Here is a 16,909-nt window from a genome sequence, read left to right on the forward strand (position 1 = left end):
ACAACATACTTACTGTATAGCACAGCACGCCGGGTCAGGCCAGCGTGCGCGTGGGGTCAGGCAGGGGTGGGGAGGGTAATGGCGTGGTAAACCGGCCAGCTAAAGCAAAAACGGGCGCCGCCCAGCGTGCTCTCATCGCACTGTACATCGCCGCCCATGGCCTGCGCGATTGAGTGAACAATCGCCAGCCCCAGGCCGCACCCGCCGGTAGCACGGTCGCGGCTTGGGTCAAGACGGACAAAGGGCTCGAAGACCCGCTGGCGTGATTCCGGAGCGATGCCGGGGCCATCGTCTTCCACCGTCAGGCTTGCCCGGCTTCCCGTCAGTTCCAGCACGATGTGCAACGTCTGGTTGCTGTAACGCAGCGCGTTATTCACCAGATTATCCAGCACGCGCTCCATCAGGCGCATATCCAGCGCGCCGTACTCCCCGGCGGTCACCTGGCTCAGGACCAGCGTGCGCGTGGGGGTGACGCTCTGGACGTCATCCACATAGCTGCGGATCCAGGCAGGGAGGTCAGGGGTGCTGAGCTGCAGCTCATTTTGCGGGCGATCGAGGCGGGCGTAAGTCAGAAGCTCCTCAATCAGTGCCTCAAGCTGTCCGATATCCCGGTTCAGCGCCTGCGACTCCCCGGCGGTGAGGTTTTCGCTCATCTCCAGGCGATAACGCAGGCGTACCAGCGGCGTACGCAGCTCATGGGCAATCCCATCGATAAGCTGTTTTTTGCTGGCAATCAGGGCATTGATATTGTCCGCCATCTGGTTGAACGCGACGCCGAGCCGTTCGAAGCTGGAGGCGCTGTCAAAATGGATGCGCTCGGTCAGGTGCCCCTCACCAAAACGCTGGGCGGCGGCCTCCAGCCGCAGCATCTCTTGCCAGTGAGGGCGCATCCAGATAAAGACCGGAAAGGCGAGAGAGATGGCGATAAAAGCCAGCAGGCCAATATCCAGCAACCGCATCTGATGTAAGAAATAGAGATAGGGCACAGGGCCGACTGCCAGCACGTAATGGCTGCGGGGGATGCGCTGGATGAAGGTGTATTCATCATCCAGCGCGACGATATCGCCGTCGCGAAGGCGCTGAGCGGTGGCAGCATCCAGCCGGTAATGGTTCAGCGGCTCGATGCGCAAATCGAAGGAGAGGTTCAGATCCAACTCTTTCAACGTCTGCGCCCAGTCGCGCGGCGGGATCTCGCGCAGCTCGCTGCGCATCAGGTAGAGCGAGCTTTTCATTAAATCATCCAGCGACTGTCGGCCCGCGCGCTCGGCGGTAAATTTATAGACCAGCCCGACCAGGATAGTCATCACCAGAAAGCAGACGAACAGCAGGAGATAAAACTGCACAAACAGTTTTTTCACGGATCACCACCAAAACAACGATTTAACCTTGCAGTATTGCAGCAGAGTCGTACGAAGGCGCTAGTGTATCGCTAATTGCACTGCTTCTGAACCGGGCTGCTTCAGTTACCTTATTCGTCAGGCTAACCGTGGCCGCCACTGGCGCTAAGCCTGTTGAGCCGGTTCATCTGCTCCGGTGAGAGCAGCACCTCCGCTGCCGCCAGATTTTCCCGCAGATGCGCCACCGAAGAGGTGCCGGGGATAAGCAGAATATTTGGCGAGCGATGGAGTAGCCACGCAAGGGCTATCTGCTTCGGCGTGGCGTCCGCCTCATCGGCAATCTGATTGAGCAGCGACGACTGTAGCGGTGTGAAGCCGCCTAACGGGAAGAAGGGGACGTAAGCAACGCCCAGCCCGGCAAGTGAGTCGATAAATGCGTCATCGTTTCGGCTGACGATATTGTATTGATTCTGTACACAAACAATGTCCGTGATGGCTTTAGCCTCGGCGAACTGGGCAGGCGTGATGTTGCTCAATCCCAGATGGCGAATAAGACCCTGTTCCTGCAGCCTGACCAGCGCCTCCAGAGGGGCTGCAAGCGATCCCGCTTCGGGCCCGTTTACCCCGCCAAGCCTCAGGTTAACCACATCCAGCGCCTGCAGGCCCAGCGTCTCCAGGTTTTCATGCACGGCACGTTCAAGTCCGTCCGGGCTGATCTCAGGCCGCCATGAGGCGTCAGCGCCGCGCACGTAGCCCACCTTGGTGACCAGCGTCAGGTTTTCAGGATAGGGCCAGAGCGCTTCGCGTATCAGCTGGTTGGAAACGTCAGGGCCATAAAACTGCGCCGTATCCAGATGATTTACACCGAGCGCAACAGCCTCGCGCAGTACCGAAAGGGCCGCCTCTTTATCTGGTGGGGGACCCCATACATGTGGGCCGGGTAACTGCATGGTGCCATAACCCATCCGGCCCAGATTAAGCCGGGTGCCGGCGGGGGTGTACGTTTTAGGCATGTGATTGATCATGAAATTATCCTGGAATGGGAGAAAGAAGGCCGGTGGAGCGCTTGTAGAGGCCGGGTTTGCCGGGCTAATATTGCACCGGGTGCAAATAAATATATTGCACTGAGTGCAATATTTCAATGGTGACGGAAAAGTAACGTGTCGGACGGATTAAAAAAAGCAGAAGGTACCCGTGAAAGAAAGCGACGGGAAACGCATCGAAAGCTCACCGAAAGGGGGTTAACTCTGTTTGCGCAGAAAGGGTTTGAGGGTACAACGCTGGATGACATTGCCAGTGCGGCGGGCATTGCACGCCGGACCTTTTTCCACTATTTCAGCTCCAAAGAAGAGATTATCCTCGCATGGCAGAACGGCCTGCCCGAATCTTTGTATGCAGAAATAGTCAGCCGTGGCAACAGCACGACGCCGTTCGGCGTGGTCAGTGAAGCGCTGCTGGCCATGACTATCAGCATGGATCCGGATATTGCCGCACTGATTGCCCGACTGACGCAGTCGAACGAACAACTGCGCATGGGTAATCAGATGAAGTTTCTCAGAATGGAAGAGGCCGCTTATGCCGCACTTTGCGCGCTCTGGCCTGCACCACAAGGCGCGCCGGCGCTAAAAATGGCGGCCATGGCAGCCACAGGCGCGATGCGCCTCGCAGTCGATGACTGGCTGTGCGAAGCGTGCCAAAAGCCGCTTGGCGATTACCTCAGGGCGAACATTCTCTCTTTGCAGTCTGAACTGTTTGGCGATTAAGCCCCGGGCGCCGGCCATTCCAGGGTTCGCTTAACGATCGGTCTCCCAGACAATGGCCGCGTCCACTGCAGTCAGGGCATCCTTTAACTGCGGCATGCTGACTGAACCAAGGGCGAGGCGAATGGCGTGCGGCACATGCGTTGAGGTGCAGAACGGTTCTGCCGTTGAGACCGAAATCTGTTGCTGGGCTAACTGCTGAACTAGCCGGTCAGCCCGAACCTCCTGCGGAAGCGGTAACCAGAGAAAGTAAGCGTTGGGATGGCTTACGCAGGCATAGTTAGAGAGTATTTTTCGGGCCAGCGCCTGGCGTTGACGTGCATCCCGTCTTTTGAGTGATTCGAAGCGTTTAATCGTGCCATCTTTAATCCAGCCGCAAACGATGGAGACCATCAGGGAAGGAGCATTCCATGTCGTTGCTCTGATAGCCCGTTCCAGCGCCCCCCGCATCATCACAGGGCAAACGACGACGCCGACGCGTAAGCCGGTCGCCACGTTTTTCGCGAATCCGGTTACGTAAACCGTCCGTTCGGGCGCGTAGGCGGCAAGCGGGGGCAGGGGGCGCTGAACAAGAAAAGCATAGGCTGCATCTTCAATGATGAGCAGATTGTAGGTTCTGGCGATCAGCGCGAGTTCGCGTCGTTGGGCGTCGTTCAGAACCCAGCCAAGCGGATTATGTAGCGTGGGCATCGTATATATCGCGCGAATGCGTCTGCGCTGGCACAGCTCCCTGAGCGCGTTCAGATCGGGGCCGGTAGCTTCAACAGGTATGGCGACAAGCTCCAGATGATACAGACGGGCCAGCGCGATAAAACCGGGATAGATCAGCGCATCAACAGCCACCACATCCCCCGGATTCAGTAACCCCATCACCGTAACCGTCAGACCGTGCTGGGCACCATTCACGATCAGAACGTCATCTGCAGAACGCTGAATACCGGCCGAACTAAGCCATGATGCAATGGTTTCCCTGTCGTTTTGTCTTCCGGCGTGCGGCTGATAACGCAGCAGGGAAGCCAGATCGCCTGAGGTGGCCAGTTGCCGCATGGCTTCGCGTAACTGTTCCGCCTGATCCGGCAGAGAGGGGTAGTTGAAGTTGAGGTCCAGAATATCCGAGGCTACCGCGTACTGATCAATGCCCAACCCCGCGGGCAGGGAAATTTCTCTGACGAACGTTCCTCTGCCGGTTTCTCCACTCACCAGACCCATGGCTTCCAGCTCAGCGTAAACGCGGGTAGCGGTGGCCAGCGAAATATGTTTCTCAGCAGCAAGTGCCCGGTGGGTAGGAAGACGTGTGCCCGGAGCAAGCGTGCCGCTGCGGATGGCGGAGGCAAACGCATCCACGATGGATTTATACCGCGCTTTCATAGATTGTATCCATGACGATTATTTGATTGTCATAAATGGTGGGCCTTAGCATAGCGGGCGTCAACTTAAGTCGCTGAAGTAGTGTCCTAACTTTGAGAGGTCTAAAGTGGTAACAAACGAAGTCAGTGAAACGCGCCCAGGGGGAAGATCTGGCTGGCTAAGCGGCCTGATTGGAGTGGTTATTTTCAGTGGTTCGCTCCCCGCAACCCGGATAGCGGTTCAGGAAATCGATCCCTTTTTTCTGACATTTCTGCGCGCCTCCCTTGCCGGTGGGCTGGCCTTAGCATTGGTCTTGTTTTGCCGACAACAACGCCCCAGGGCTCAACAATGCCTGTCGCTGATTATTGTCGCCCTGGGCGTAGTGGTGGGTTTTCCTTTGCTGACTGCCATGGCGCTGCAGCATGTGACCTCCGCTCACTCCATTGTATTTTTGGGGCTGTTGCCAATGGCGACCGCTACGTTTGGCGTTGTCCGAGGGGGGGAGAGGCCCCGGCTGGCTTTCTGGCTATTTTCTGCGATTGGCAGCCTGCTGGTGATGGGTTTTGCGCTGTCGCAGGGATCCACCGTCTCCTTCACGGGCGATCTGCTGATGCTGGCCGCCGTGGTTGTCTGTGGTCTTGGCTATGCTGAAGGCGCAGTGCTCTCACGTGAACTGGGAGGCTTGCAGGTGATCTGCTGGGCGTTGATCCTCTCCCTGCCGCTGATGCTGCTCGCTACTTATGCGACAATGCCAGAAAACATGGCGGTGATAAGCCTGCAAGGGTGGGCCGCGCTGGGGTATGTCTCCCTGTTCAGTATGCTGATCGGTTTTATTTTCTGGTACCGGGGACTGGCGGCTGGCGGCATTGCCGCGGTAGGGCAGCTCCAGTTGCTGCAGCCCTTCTTCGGCCTGGGCCTCTCGGCAACACTGCTCTCCGAAACAGTCAGCCCACTAATGCTATTGGTTACGCTGGGGGTGATCCTCTGCGTCATCGGATCCCGCAGGTATGCTCAGGTATGAGGGCGGGCTTCCGGGTATCGGCTATGGCCGAACACGGGTGGTGCTGTATGCACTCTGCGTCCGCCTTTGAGCCCTGCACAACCGTCAGGCGGTTTCGTTTCATGTATTACGTAAGCCGCCTGCAAGTAGGGTAAATACCTCAATCACTTTTGGCAGCGTCTGTTGCGGAGCATCGCTGGCGGCGATCAAAAGTGCCGCATTCAGCGCAGCGCTGTTCAACAGGTGAGCCGCGGCTTTCGCGTCTACCTCTTTGAGAATGTTGCGCTCGATTAGCTCAGAAACAGTCTGGCGGGTGGCTTCCAGACAGCTATTCTGGCTTGGCCATTGGGAGGGATCGCCCAAAAAAGCGGGGCCATCAAGCAGCACGATGCGCCTGACTTCAGGATCCAGGGCCATTTTTATGTAGGCAATGCCTTCTGCCAGTATCCTCTCCCAGTCGTCGCGGGCCGTCACGGCGGCCGCTTTAGCACGTTGCGCCATTTCACCATCCACCTGCGCAACAACCGCGGCGAGTAACCCTTTTTTATCGCCAAAGGTGTGGTAGAGCGCCCCGCGGGTGAGACCTACGCTTGCGGTCAACTCATCCATTGAAACCTCGGCAAAGCCTTTTTCAGCAAACGCCTTACGCGCTGCGGCAATCATTTTTGCGCGGTTTTCTTCCATCATCTCGACGCGGCGTTTCGCAGCCATAGCACTCTCCTTTTGACATACGCTGTGTATCTCACTTGACATACATCGCGTATGTGATATCTATTTAACATACATAGCGTATGTTAAACCAACTGCAGCTCTCTAGCTTATCGAATTCTACCCTGGAACAAAAAGAGGAATCCCTGTGATCCAACGCGAACCTGTTTTTCCCCCAAACCGCCATGCGCTTTATGATGCGCACGGTTATTCTGCGGCAATTCGTTCAGGCGATTTGCTTTTTGTTTCAGGCCAGGTCGGAAGTCGCGATGATGGCACACCCGAACCGGATTTTGCCGCCCAGGTTCAGTTAGCCTTCGATAACCTGGAAGCGACGCTTTCGGCGGCCGGCTGCACATTTGATGATCTTATTGATGTCACGACCTTTCATACCGATCCAGAAAACCAGTTTCCTGTCATTATGCAGGTTAAAAACGCAATATTTCAGCAGCCCCCTTATCCAAACTGGACCGCAGTTGGCGTAACCTGGCTTGCTGGGTTTGATTTTGAAATTAAGGTTATTGCCCGTATCCCTGGCGCTGCGCAATAACGCTGAATCTTTATCCACGCTGGCGGGTCGGTTGTGAGACTCGCTAGCGAAGCAGGCCAAAACGTTAATTCTCTGAAATCAAGGTTAACGACCCGCCTGGCGCTGCTCTGTAGGCGATTCCCTGGCGATAAAACACCCCCGGATAGCACAACCAGGATTAATGTCAGGCTTATCGGCTTAAGAGCCTTCTCTTCCCTGCCGTATAAAGATGCGCTACTCTGATAAATGCGTTTGCACTCAATGCGATATGGAATCTGTGTACTTGCTTAATTCATCAAAGCAGGTGGCCTGACATTTATAGGTAATTGTCATCAAAGGTTAGAGAATGAAAAAAATAACGCCTGGATATACGCCTGTCGATTTATCTCGTTGGCCCAGAAAAGAGCACTTTGAGGTATTTCAGTCCTTTGCGCAAAGTACAATCAACCAGACCGTAGAACTGGATATTAACGCGCTGCACAAACATATCAAAAACGTTGGCTGGAAGTTTTACCCGACGATAATTTTTCTTATTTCGAAAATCGTTAATAGCCATGCGGAGTTCCGCATGGCTATAAAAGATAACGAGCTTGTCATCTGGGATGAAATACATCCGCAATACACTATTTTCCATAATGAAACGGAGACCTTTTCATCATTATGGAGCCATTACGATGGCAATATTCACCATTTTCAGCAGGTCTATTCAGAAGATGTGGCACGCTATGGGGATAATTTAGCCTATTGGCCTAAAGAACAGTCGCTGGAAAATGTCTTTTTCGTCTCGGCTATTCCCTGGGTCACCTTTACCAGTTTCAATGTCAACGTCGCGAACATGCAGAACTTTTTTTCTCCGATGTTTACGCTTGGTAAATATCATCAAAAAGAGGAAAAAATGGTCTTGCCGCTCGCCGTTCAGGTGCACCATTCCGTGTGCGATGGCTTCCATCTGGCAAGACTGTATAACGAGTTGCAAGCGCTGTGTAATGACATCGAGAGCCTGGCAGATGCCCAGCAAGCGTAGAAGGGCACCTGCATAGATTCAGTCCGCAGGAGATTGTTGCAGTGACTGTAAATGACTCATTGTGTCTCCTGTTTTCTGAATGATTTCGACAACGCGGTGGCACTGTCGCGTTGAATTCAGGAACACGTTAAGACGAAGGCGGCGGAGGAAAAAGAGGGCTTTTCAGGTAGGTGTTTCTCTCTGAAAGAGAAAATGCCAGCCAAATGAGGGCGCGACCGCGTTGCCGGGATCGCGCCCATTCGTCAGGATTTAAACAGGTTTTTCAGCGTATGGGGCTGGCAACGCAGATACTGATCCGGGGCATGCACCTGGGCTCCCAGCGCAGCGGCGGCGTGCCATGGCCAGCGCGGGTTATACAGCGCGCCACGGGCAATGCCGATGAAGTCGGCGTCGCCGCTGGCCACGATCGATTCCGCATGTTCAGGCTCGGTGATGAGTCCGACCGCCACCACCGGAATGTTAACGGCCGCTTTCACCGCTCTGGCCAGTGGAACCTGGTAGCCGGGATAGACCTCAATCTTTTGATCCGGATGCAGGCCGCCGCTGGAGACGTGAATCACATCCACCCCACGCGCTTCCAGCATTTTAGAAAAGGCGACGGCCTCTTCCAGGTCAAAGCCGCCTTCCACCCAGTCCGTTGCCGAAATTCGCACGCTGATTGCTCTCTCTGCCGGGAAGGCTTCGCGTACCACGTCGAAAATTTCCAGCGGGAATCGGGCACGGTTTTCCAGGGAACCGCCGTATTCATCTGTGCGCTGGTTAGAAAGTGGAGAGAGGAACTGATGCAGCAAATAGCCATGTGCGGCATGGATCTGGATCAGGTCAATACCCAGCCGGGCGGCGCGTTTAGCAGCGCTGGCGAACTGCTCGCGGATTTCGGCTAGACCCTCCCGGTCAAGGGCGGTGGGAACGGTATAGCCTTCGCTGTAGGGGAGCGGAGAGGGGGCCAGCGTCTGCCAGCCACCCTGCTGGTCGGGTGCGATTTGTCCCGTCTTCTCCCAGGGTCTGTGGGTGGAGGCTTTACGGCCTGCATGCGCCAGCTGAATGGCAACAGGGATAGGGGACCACTTGCGAATGGTTTCCAGCACCCGGCCCATTGCCGCTTCGGTTTTATCATCATATAGCCCGACGTCCGCCCAGGTGATCCTCCCTTCCGGGGAGACGGACGCCGCCTCAATCGTCAGCAAGCCAGCACCGGAGAGGGCCAGCTGCCCCAGATGGAGCGTGTGCCAGTCAGTCATGCAGCCCTCTTCGGCGGAATACTGACACATCGGGGCGATGACGATACGGTTTTCAATTTCCAGATTACGAATACGTAACGGTGTAAACAATTTCGGTTTAGACATGCTTATCGCTCCAGCTTTAACGTAAAGATTCTCTACCTTACTGATACTTATTTCTAATCCGGTTACGCATTTGTGCCCTAAAGGCGCGGTGACTGGCAATGCAGGTCAGGGGGCTTGCTGCACGATTTTACAGTAGAGCGCTCCCAGTAGAGCCAGATCGACCAGCAGGGCGACCGCAGGGGTTACGCCCAACAGCGCAGAGACGTTCAGGATCAGCAGGCTGCTCAGGATGACAAAGAGTACAATGACAAGGCGCAGTAAACGTCCGGGACGTTCGCCCTGCCACTGGCATTGCACTGCTCTGCTCGCTACTCCCTGCCCAGCCCCAACGCAGACCATGCCGACAAGCTGCCCATACTCCTGAAGGTAATGATGCGTAGCAAAGCGTATCAGTATCAGTCCGCCAGCAGTGGCGACAAATCCATAGCATAGACGACGTAACGTCGGCAGGGGGGACATCATGCCTCTCTTTGTCAGCCGGTAGCTGCACAAGAAGGCCATCAGCCAGACTGCGGCATCTATGAGGCTGAGACTGGTTTCAGCCGTGAAAAACAGCGTCAGCTCAGCGCCCAGCAGACTGAATAGCATACAGGAGGCGATGTTTCGCGCCTCTGCCGGGAGGCGACCTGCGTTGTGTAAAGTGGACAGTGACATAAAAACCTCAGGGTAAGCGAAAATAAAATTCATCCATTAAGAGATGTGTAATAAGCTTATTGCCTGCGTTATCAGTGAATCAAAGTCATTGTTTTCAGCCATAGATGAGATTAATTCATCATGAAATTATCCCGTTTACCGCCGCTCGGCGCGCTACGCGCTTTTCATGCCGTTGCCATCGCGCTGAGCTTTAAAGAGGCTGCTAAGCAGCTTAACGTGAGTGCGACCGCTGTCAGCCATCAGATCCGGCTCATCGAATCGACGCTGGCGTGCCGGGTATTCGAACGTAATGCCCAGGGGGTAAAGATGACCCTGGCCGGGGAGCTGCTTTATGCGGGAACCTCCAGCGCGTTTACCGCGTTATCATCGGCGGTTAAGCAGATAGAGCGGGCCAGACATCCGCCTGCGCTGACGATCACTACCACCTCCAATTTTTTAACGAACTGGCTGGTGCCGCGTCTGGCGGATTTCAAGGCGCAATTTCCGCAGATAGATTTGCACCTGCACACCAGCGTTGAAAAAGTGGATTTAACACAGCGTACCGTTGATGTGGCGATCCGCTATCGCGAAACCCCTGAGGAGGGGCTGCACAACACGCTGCTGTATGAGGACAAGTTTGTCGTGGCGGCCAGCCCGGCACTCAGGTTGCAAAACCCGGAGGATCTGCTTAATGCCACGCTTTTCCATGTGGAGAACCGGCACGTACCGGCTGAATCCCCGGACTGGCAGCACTGGAAAAGGCGTTACGGGCCGGAAACGCTCAACGCCAGTAAGGGGCTCTATTTTAGCGATGAAACTCACGCGCTGCAGGCAGCCGTGGCGGGACAGGGGGTCGTCATTGCCAGCAGTCTGTTGGCGGAAGATCTGATTACGCGCAACATGCTGACGACGCCGTTTAATTGCTCGTTACCGGGTGCCAATTATTATCTGGTGACGATGAACGAGAGTGCCGTGCGGCCGGAGGTGGTGCTGCTTCGGGAGTGGATAATTCAGGAGATGCAGCGATCGACCGCCTCTGTACACGCGAACACGTAAAACGTAGCCATAAAAAAAGGGGCCTTCGGGCCCCTTGCTGTTGACTGGCACTTTACTCAGGCAGCGCGTAAACCACTACCTGGTCGCCCACCTGATCCTTCAGGATAGTGTTCCCCCCGGCAACGAACGCCACGTACTGGCGGCCTTTGTACTCATACACGGAGGGGTTGGCCACCGCAGGCGCTTCAACCTGATCGGACCATAGCTCATCGCCACTCTCCACCGAGTAGGCGCGCACTTTGGCATCCATTGAGGCACCGATGAAGACCACGCCTCCCGCCGTTACAGCCGGCCCGCCAATGGTCGGCGAGCCCCAGCTTTCCGGCATAAAGAAGCCATACTGCTGCGATGCGCCAACCGGACGACGCCATTTGACATCCCCGGTGTGCATATCCAGCGCGACAATCTCGCCGAATGGCGGTTCCCAGCACGGCATGCCCAGCCAGTTATTGGCGACCATCAGACGCAGGCCGTAAGGTGCCCCTTCCTGTGGCGCAAAGCCGCTCTCATTGCCAGCACTTTTGTCCGCCTTATCGTAATCTTCGCGGCTATAAAGCTTCACGTACTGCACGATATGTGAGGTGTTAACGATAGCAATCTGCTTATGCGGATCAAAGGCCACGCCGCCCCACTGAACGCCACCGGCGCTGTCCGGATAGGTTAATGCACCTTCACCTTTCGTGGTGGGCGGGGTATACATCCCCTCGTAGGTCAAATTGTCCCACAGGCGGCTACACTGCCCGGCGCCGACAATATCCGCCAGTTTCCAGATAGCGGGCTTTTTCGACTGATCGAGCAGCGGCGCGGGTTTGGTCGGGAACGGCTGCGTAGGCGAGAGGACTTCCCCCTGCACCGAGCCATCACCCTGTGGTACCGGACGCTCTTCGATAGGCCAGACATCTTCCCCGGTCAGGCGGTTAACCACAAACAGGAAGCCCTGTTTAGTGGCCTGAATCAGCGCCGGGATCTGCTTGCCGTCGACGGTGATATCCATCAGGGTTGGCGCAGAGTTGATATCGTAATCCCACACGTCATGGTGCACCCACTGACGGGACCAGACCACTTTACCGGTGTTGATATCCAGCGCGGTGGTGGAGGTGCCAAGAGGGATAGGCTTGGTGCGGTTACCACCCCAGTAGTTAGGTGACGGGGAGGAGACCGGCAGATAGACCAGGCCATGAGCCTCGTCGGCAGACATATGCGTCCAGACGTTGGCCGTACCGGTGCGTTTCCGGATGTCGGCCGGTATTGCATCAAAGGTCCACTCGCGCTCGCCAGTACGTGCATTAATTGAGAACACGCTGCCCGGAGGCGCTTCCGCATAGGCCCAGTCCTTACCGGCCCAGCCTACGATCAGGTGATCACCCACCACGGTTGGCGGCTGCAGGATAGAGAGCGGGAATTTGGCATTCACTGTATTCCACTGGTTAACGTCCAGCATGCCGTTATCTGCAAAGTTGCTGCATGGCTTGCCGGAGTCAGCGTCTATCGCGTAGAGCTTGCCATCGACCGTGCCCATATAGACGATCTTCTGGCAGGCTTCGCCGGCAACCGGATTTTTGGCCTGCCAGTAAGAGACGCCGCGGTTCTTCAGCACCGGCTGGGTCAACGCCTTGCGCGGTGATTTGGTGTCATAGTGCCACTTCTCTTTGCCGGTACCCGGATCCAGCGCAATCAGGCGATCGAAGGGGGTACCAATATAAAGGGTGTCATTGGCAAAAATAGGCGTCGCTGACCAGACGGTAGCGGGCGTGTCGCCTTTACCATCCGACACGTCGCCCGTATGAAACTCCCACACCTTGGTTAACTTGCCCACGTTCTCTGCCGTAATCTGCTTCAGCGGGCTGTATTTCTGCGCGTTTAGCTGCCCGTGGAAGCTGTCCCAGGTGGCCGTAGAGGGCACCAGCGGCGTAGCCGGCTGGTTGGCCGAGGCGACTTTTTGCCCCTCGCGTTTACCAGTGGAGGCTTCATCGGTAGTTTTAGTGGTGCCCGGCTGTTGTTGATCGGCCGCGTCCACATTGAGCTCTTCCTGGGTCCCCTGGGAGGCCTCAGCGGCTTTATCCTGCGCCTGCAGCGAGAGCGGAGCAACCAGCAGCGCTATCGCCGTCAGGCTGACCTTCATGAAGGGATAGTGTTTATCGTTATGCACGGGTGGCTCCTCAGACGTTGACGTGGTGATTGTGACGAACGGAATTGCTGCTCAACGCAATCAGACCAATCAGGCCGACCACCATCGCTGCCGTGATGATGTACTGGTGCAGCAGCGCGGCCGCAAAGCCAATACCCACCAGTACCACAAGGGTGATAATAATCAGGAAAATGCGGGAACCGCGACGGGAGGCGGCCCGTAACATCAGGGTAAGTACCGCCAGCACCACGCAGGCGATAGCCACGCCCAGCGCGCCGATAGTGCCGGTGACGCCGGTTAGCGGCGTCAGCCAGGCGTATAACGCCACGGCGAAGCCAATGACCGCGGCCAGCAGCAGCAACAGGCTGCCGACGCGCGAAGGTTGAGATTGCAACATACCAGGAACTCCCCCTATCAAAAAAAAGAACAAATCATCACTATGTTGTTATCGGAAACACTGCGGCCGGGACCCTGAAAGCAACCATAAATAAATCAAGGTGCTGGGAATAACGACCACAGAATTCTCTGAACGTAAATGAGTATAGAAGAGGATTTTTTTAAGGGGAGAGGAAACCTGGCGCAAAATGATGCTTTGCGTCCAGGTGATGGGTTTTACATCTCCCAGGCATGGGGTGCAAAGAGATAGCCTTTGTTACGCACGGTTTTAATACGGAACGGCTCGGTGGCATTATCGAGCAGCTTCTTACGCAGGCGCGAAATAGCCACGTCAACGCTGCGATCCAGGCCGTCATAACTGACGCCGCGCAGGTTTTTCAGTAACGCATCCCGATCCATTATCTGCCCCGCGTGGGTGGCCAGCTCCCATAACAGATCAAAATCGGCAGTTGAGAGCGCAACCTCATCGCCCGAGAGCATCACCTGGCGATTAACCGGGTCGATGGAAAGCGTACCGAAGCGCAGCATTTTATGGGGCGTTAGACCCGGGGCATCCGCCGGGGCACCCACGCGCTGGCGTAAATGCAGACGCAACCGCGCTAACAAGACGGCGGGCGGTGTCGTCTTCAGAATATAGTCATTTGCCCCCATCTCCAGCGACAAAATGTGGTTCATGTCGCTATCAAGCGAGGTGAGTAAAACGATGGGGCCGCTATATTGTGAACGCAGATCCCGGCACAGGGTCATGCCGTCTTTGCCGGGCAACATGATGTCCAGCAGCACCAGATCCGGTTTTTGCTGGGCCACCACCTCCTCGGCGCGATCGCCGCGAGGTTCAACGATGACCTCGAAATCATGTTTTCCCAGGTAGGCTGCAATCAGCTGGCCCACTTCCGGTTCATCTTCTACATATACAATCTTATTCATACAACGTCTGAGATGGCGAAAAAAGCCAACATACACCGCACTCCCTTAACCTTCCATTAATCTTTCGCAAATTGCAGCCGTTCCGTTATGCTGCTCATTATTGTGAATAAATTGTTGCAGGGAAGAGTGATGGGATTGCTCATTAAAGCCGCGCTGGGTGCGTTGGTGGTCGTACTGATAGGGGTATTGGCCAAAACCAAAAATTACTATATCGCGGGGCTCATTCCGCTCTTTCCGACCTTCGCCCTGATTGCCCACTATATCGTTGCGTCAGAACGGGGAATCGAAGCCTTACGGGCAACGATTGTCTTTGGCATGTGGTCGATCATTCCCTATTTTCTTTATCTACTGTCATTGTGGTACTTCACCGGTTTTCTGCGTTTGCCCCTGGCGCTGGGCGGGGCCGTGGTCTGCTGGAGCCTCAGCGCCTGGGTACTCATCTTCTTCTGGAGCCGTTTCCACTAACGCAGCGGGCGTCCGCCGTCGACGCCAAACGTGCGACCCGTTACGTAGCAGCTGGTAAAGATATAATCGATAAGATCGATCACCTCTTTCTCGCCCGGCGCGATCTTCATCAGCGATTTATTCAGCGCCTCACGACGGTAATCCGCGTCGTCGTGGTCGTTAAACAGAATGAGAGAGGGGGCGATGGCGTTCACTTTCACTTCCGGTGCCAGCTTGCGCGCAAATGAACGCGTCATATTATCCAGCGCCGCTTTACTGGCAGCATAAGCGATGTGCTTATCGCTGCCGCGCTCCACGACATAATCGGTGAAATGAATAATATCGCTCGCTGCATGCCCGTGCCCGCGCAGCAGATCCTGCAAAGCATGGTTAAGAAGATAGGGGGCGTGAACGTGGATCTGCAGCATGCAGGAGAGTGTCTCGCTCAGCGAGGTGCCCGGTTTTTCAGCGCGCCAGTCGCTGGCATTATGAATAATTCCGCGCAGGCCGCGATTATCGGCTTTCACTTTATCGGCAAAGGCCAGAATACCCTCGTCGGTGGAGAAGTCGGCCTGAACGCAGACCGCGCCAGCCTTGCGCAGGGTATCAATGGTGGGATATTCCGTACGATAACTGACGATTACGGGCTGGCGTAGATTTAAAAAATGGTGAGCCAGAGCGAGGCCGATACGACGGCCTCCACCGGTGATCAGAATCGGGAGCGGTTGCGCGTTTCCCATCGTTTTCTCCTTAACCGTAAGACGATGGGTAACGACAAGTTAGCCCATCAGCATCCACGTTGCCGGCACAGCGGCAACCAGTAACAAACCTATTAACCATATTTCTTTGCGCTGCAGCGAACTTTCAATCTCATGTGTTCTGCGGGCGTAGATAAACACCAGCAGGCCAGGGGCATAGAGCACTACAGAGAGCAGCAAGTGCATCGGACCGGAGGCATACAGCAGCCATAGCCCGTAAAGGCAGGCGCCGATCCCCACCGCCTGATGCAGGGGTCTGGTGGCTATTTTTAACAGATATGCGCCTACCAGGAAATACGGTACCAGAATCATCTCTGAGGCGATGGTTAACAAGGTGTTATAGTCAGAACCTGTGAGCCAGATCAGTACCAGACACGCTTGTACGCTGATATTGGTCAGCCACAGCGAGGCCGCCGGGGCATTATTTTTATTCTGGCGGGCAAACAGGCGGGGGAACGCTTTATGCGTTGCGGCCAGGAAGGGCACTTCCGCCGCCATAATTGTCCAGCTCAGGTAGGCTCCGCATACCGAGATAATCAGCCCTGCGGCAATCACCACTTCGCCCCAGTTGCCCATCATTTTGACCATCAGACCGGCCATCGACGGGTTACGCATACCAGCCAGCTCAGGACGGGCTACCACCCCCAGCGACAGCAGAGTGACCAGCAGGTAGACCCCCAGCGCCGCCAGTACGGCAAGCAGCGTGGCGCGGCCGACGTCACGCTTGTTACGGGCACGGGCAGAAACCACCACAGCCCCCTCTACGCCAATAAACACCCACAGGGTGATGAGCATAGTGTTTTTGACCTGCTCCCAGACGGGCACGCCCAGCGCCAGGCCGGAAAAATCCATACTGAAGACATCGAGGCGAAAGCCAATAAAGGCCAGCACAACAAACAAACCCAGCGGCACCAGCTTCGCCAGCGTAGCGACCAGGTTGATGCTGGCCGCCGTCTGCACGCCACGCAGCACTAACCAGTGGACAAACCACAGCAGGACCGAGGATCCCACAATAGATTGCCAGGTGTTGCCGTCGCCAAAGAGCTTCAGCTCCGGCGTATCAGTGAAGAAACTGAGGGCAGAGAAGACGATGACCAGATAGGAGACATTGGCGATCACCGCACAGAGCCAGTACCCCCACGCCGAGCAGAAGCCAATGAGCTCGCCAAAGCCTTCACGGGCGTAGGTGAAAATGCCGCCGTCAAGATCCGGGCGAAGCCGCGTGAGCAACAACATGGCGAAGGCCAGCAGCAGAATACCCGCACCGGTTATGCCCCAGCCAATCAGCAGGGCGGCAGGGCTGGCGACGGCGGCCATGTTTTGCGGCAGGCTGAATACGCCTGCCCCGAGCATGGAGCTTAATACGAGCGCAGTTAATGCACTCAGGCCAAGTTTCTTTTCCATTGGCTTCCTGTTAAAAAACGGACCGAATCCAGAATAATTATTTCGCTATGGCGCATAAAAATGGTGGATCACACTAAGGCGCGGGATTTTACGGAGTGTCAGGAAGTCATGC

General features: G+C 55.9%; 17 protein-coding genes. 6 read left to right on the forward strand and 11 right to left on the reverse strand.

Annotated features, from left to right (window positions below; translation table 11 throughout):
- Positions 1-56: 56 nt before the first annotated feature.
- Entirely contained in the window at positions 57-1,358 is a 1,302-nt protein-coding gene (gene rstB / locus B2Q93_RS01535; protein ID WP_046887223.1) for a two-component system sensor histidine kinase RstB, read from the reverse strand.
- A 122-nt stretch (positions 1,359-1,480) separates the two neighbouring features.
- Complete coding sequence (locus B2Q93_RS01540) at positions 1,481-2,362, reverse strand: oxidoreductase (protein WP_046887224.1); 882 nt, start codon at positions 2,360-2,362, stop codon at positions 1,481-1,483.
- A 135-nt stretch (positions 2,363-2,497) separates the two neighbouring features.
- Between B2Q93_RS01540 and B2Q93_RS01545 the strand changes: the two genes are divergently transcribed.
- Positions 2,498-3,100, forward strand: a complete 603-nt coding sequence (locus B2Q93_RS01545) for a TetR/AcrR family transcriptional regulator (protein WP_233804402.1) — start codon at positions 2,498-2,500, stop codon at positions 3,098-3,100.
- Between the two features lie 30 nt (positions 3,101-3,130).
- Here the strand turns inward: B2Q93_RS01545 and B2Q93_RS01550 are convergent, their stop codons facing one another.
- A complete protein-coding gene (locus B2Q93_RS01550) occupies positions 3,131-4,465 on the reverse strand; it encodes a PLP-dependent aminotransferase family protein (protein WP_233804403.1) in 1,335 nt (444 codons plus the stop codon).
- Between the two features lie 106 nt (positions 4,466-4,571).
- Between B2Q93_RS01550 and B2Q93_RS01555 the strand changes: the two genes are divergently transcribed.
- Positions 4,572-5,465 carry a DMT family transporter gene (locus B2Q93_RS01555; RefSeq protein WP_286931661.1) on the forward strand — a complete coding sequence of 298 codons (894 nt, stop codon included), beginning with the start codon at positions 4,572-4,574 and terminating at the stop codon, positions 5,463-5,465.
- Positions 5,466-5,564: 99 nt separating this feature from the next.
- Here B2Q93_RS01555 and B2Q93_RS01560 read toward each other — a convergent pair whose 3' ends face one another.
- Positions 5,565-6,155, reverse strand: coding sequence for a TetR/AcrR family transcriptional regulator (locus B2Q93_RS01560; protein WP_233804405.1), 591 nt, complete (start codon positions 6,153-6,155; stop codon positions 5,565-5,567).
- A 145-nt stretch (positions 6,156-6,300) separates the two neighbouring features.
- On the opposite strand from B2Q93_RS01560, the gene B2Q93_RS01565 reads away from it, so the two are divergent.
- Both B2Q93_RS01565 and catA read left to right on the forward strand, forming a co-directional pair.
- Positions 6,301-6,702, forward strand: a complete 402-nt coding sequence (locus B2Q93_RS01565; RefSeq protein WP_046887229.1) for a RidA family protein — start codon at positions 6,301-6,303, stop codon at positions 6,700-6,702.
- Between the two features lie 325 nt (positions 6,703-7,027).
- Positions 7,028-7,705 carry a type A chloramphenicol O-acetyltransferase gene (gene catA, locus B2Q93_RS01570; protein ID WP_286808854.1) on the forward strand — a complete coding sequence of 226 codons (678 nt, stop codon included), beginning with the start codon at positions 7,028-7,030 and terminating at the stop codon, positions 7,703-7,705.
- Between the two features lie 242 nt (positions 7,706-7,947).
- Here the strand turns inward: catA and B2Q93_RS01575 are convergent, their stop codons facing one another.
- Both B2Q93_RS01575 and B2Q93_RS01580 read right to left on the reverse strand, forming a co-directional pair.
- A complete protein-coding gene (locus B2Q93_RS01575) occupies positions 7,948-9,051 on the reverse strand; it encodes an NADH:flavin oxidoreductase/NADH oxidase (RefSeq protein WP_286931662.1) in 1,104 nt (367 codons plus the stop codon).
- A 105-nt stretch (positions 9,052-9,156) separates the two neighbouring features.
- Positions 9,157-9,705 (reverse strand): hypothetical protein, encoded by a 549-nt coding sequence (locus B2Q93_RS01580; RefSeq protein WP_154298981.1) that lies wholly within the window; start codon positions 9,703-9,705, stop codon positions 9,157-9,159.
- Between the two features lie 120 nt (positions 9,706-9,825).
- Between B2Q93_RS01580 and B2Q93_RS01585 the strand changes: the two genes are divergently transcribed.
- Complete coding sequence (locus B2Q93_RS01585; protein WP_233804406.1) at positions 9,826-10,740, forward strand: LysR substrate-binding domain-containing protein; 915 nt, start codon at positions 9,826-9,828, stop codon at positions 10,738-10,740.
- 52 nt (positions 10,741-10,792) lie between these two features.
- On the opposite strand, the gene B2Q93_RS01590 is transcribed toward B2Q93_RS01585, so the two are convergent.
- The 3 genes from B2Q93_RS01590 to rstA form a co-directional block, all read right to left on the reverse strand.
- A complete protein-coding gene (locus tag B2Q93_RS01590) occupies positions 10,793-12,889 on the reverse strand; it encodes a pyrroloquinoline quinone-dependent dehydrogenase (protein WP_046887234.1) in 2,097 nt (698 codons plus the stop codon).
- Between the two features lie 10 nt (positions 12,890-12,899).
- Positions 12,900-13,265 carry a hypothetical protein gene (locus B2Q93_RS01595; protein ID WP_046887235.1) on the reverse strand — a complete coding sequence of 122 codons (366 nt, stop codon included), beginning with the start codon at positions 13,263-13,265 and terminating at the stop codon, positions 12,900-12,902.
- A 215-nt stretch (positions 13,266-13,480) separates the two neighbouring features.
- Positions 13,481-14,191, reverse strand: coding sequence for a two-component system response regulator RstA (gene rstA / locus B2Q93_RS01600; RefSeq protein WP_046887236.1), 711 nt, complete (start codon positions 14,189-14,191; stop codon positions 13,481-13,483).
- Between the two features lie 129 nt (positions 14,192-14,320).
- On the opposite strand from rstA, the gene B2Q93_RS01605 reads away from it, so the two are divergent.
- Positions 14,321-14,656, forward strand: a complete 336-nt coding sequence (locus B2Q93_RS01605; protein ID WP_040075852.1) for a GlpM family protein — start codon at positions 14,321-14,323, stop codon at positions 14,654-14,656.
- On the opposite strand, the gene folM is transcribed toward B2Q93_RS01605, so the two are convergent.
- The gene (gene folM / locus B2Q93_RS01610; protein ID WP_040075851.1) at positions 14,653-15,375 is read right to left on the reverse strand and encodes a dihydromonapterin reductase; all 723 of its coding nucleotides are present in this window, start codon (positions 15,373-15,375) and stop codon (positions 14,653-14,655) included. The genes B2Q93_RS01605 and folM overlap by 4 nt on opposite strands.
- Before the next feature lie 39 nt (positions 15,376-15,414).
- A complete protein-coding gene (locus B2Q93_RS01615) occupies positions 15,415-16,797 on the reverse strand; it encodes an amino acid permease (RefSeq protein WP_286808858.1) in 1,383 nt (460 codons plus the stop codon).
- Positions 16,798-16,909: the final 112 nt, after the last annotated feature.

This window comes from Leclercia sp. UBA5958 (genome assembly GCF_002430365.1).
GTDB lineage: Bacteria > Pseudomonadota > Gammaproteobacteria > Enterobacterales > Enterobacteriaceae > Enterobacter > Enterobacter pneumoniae.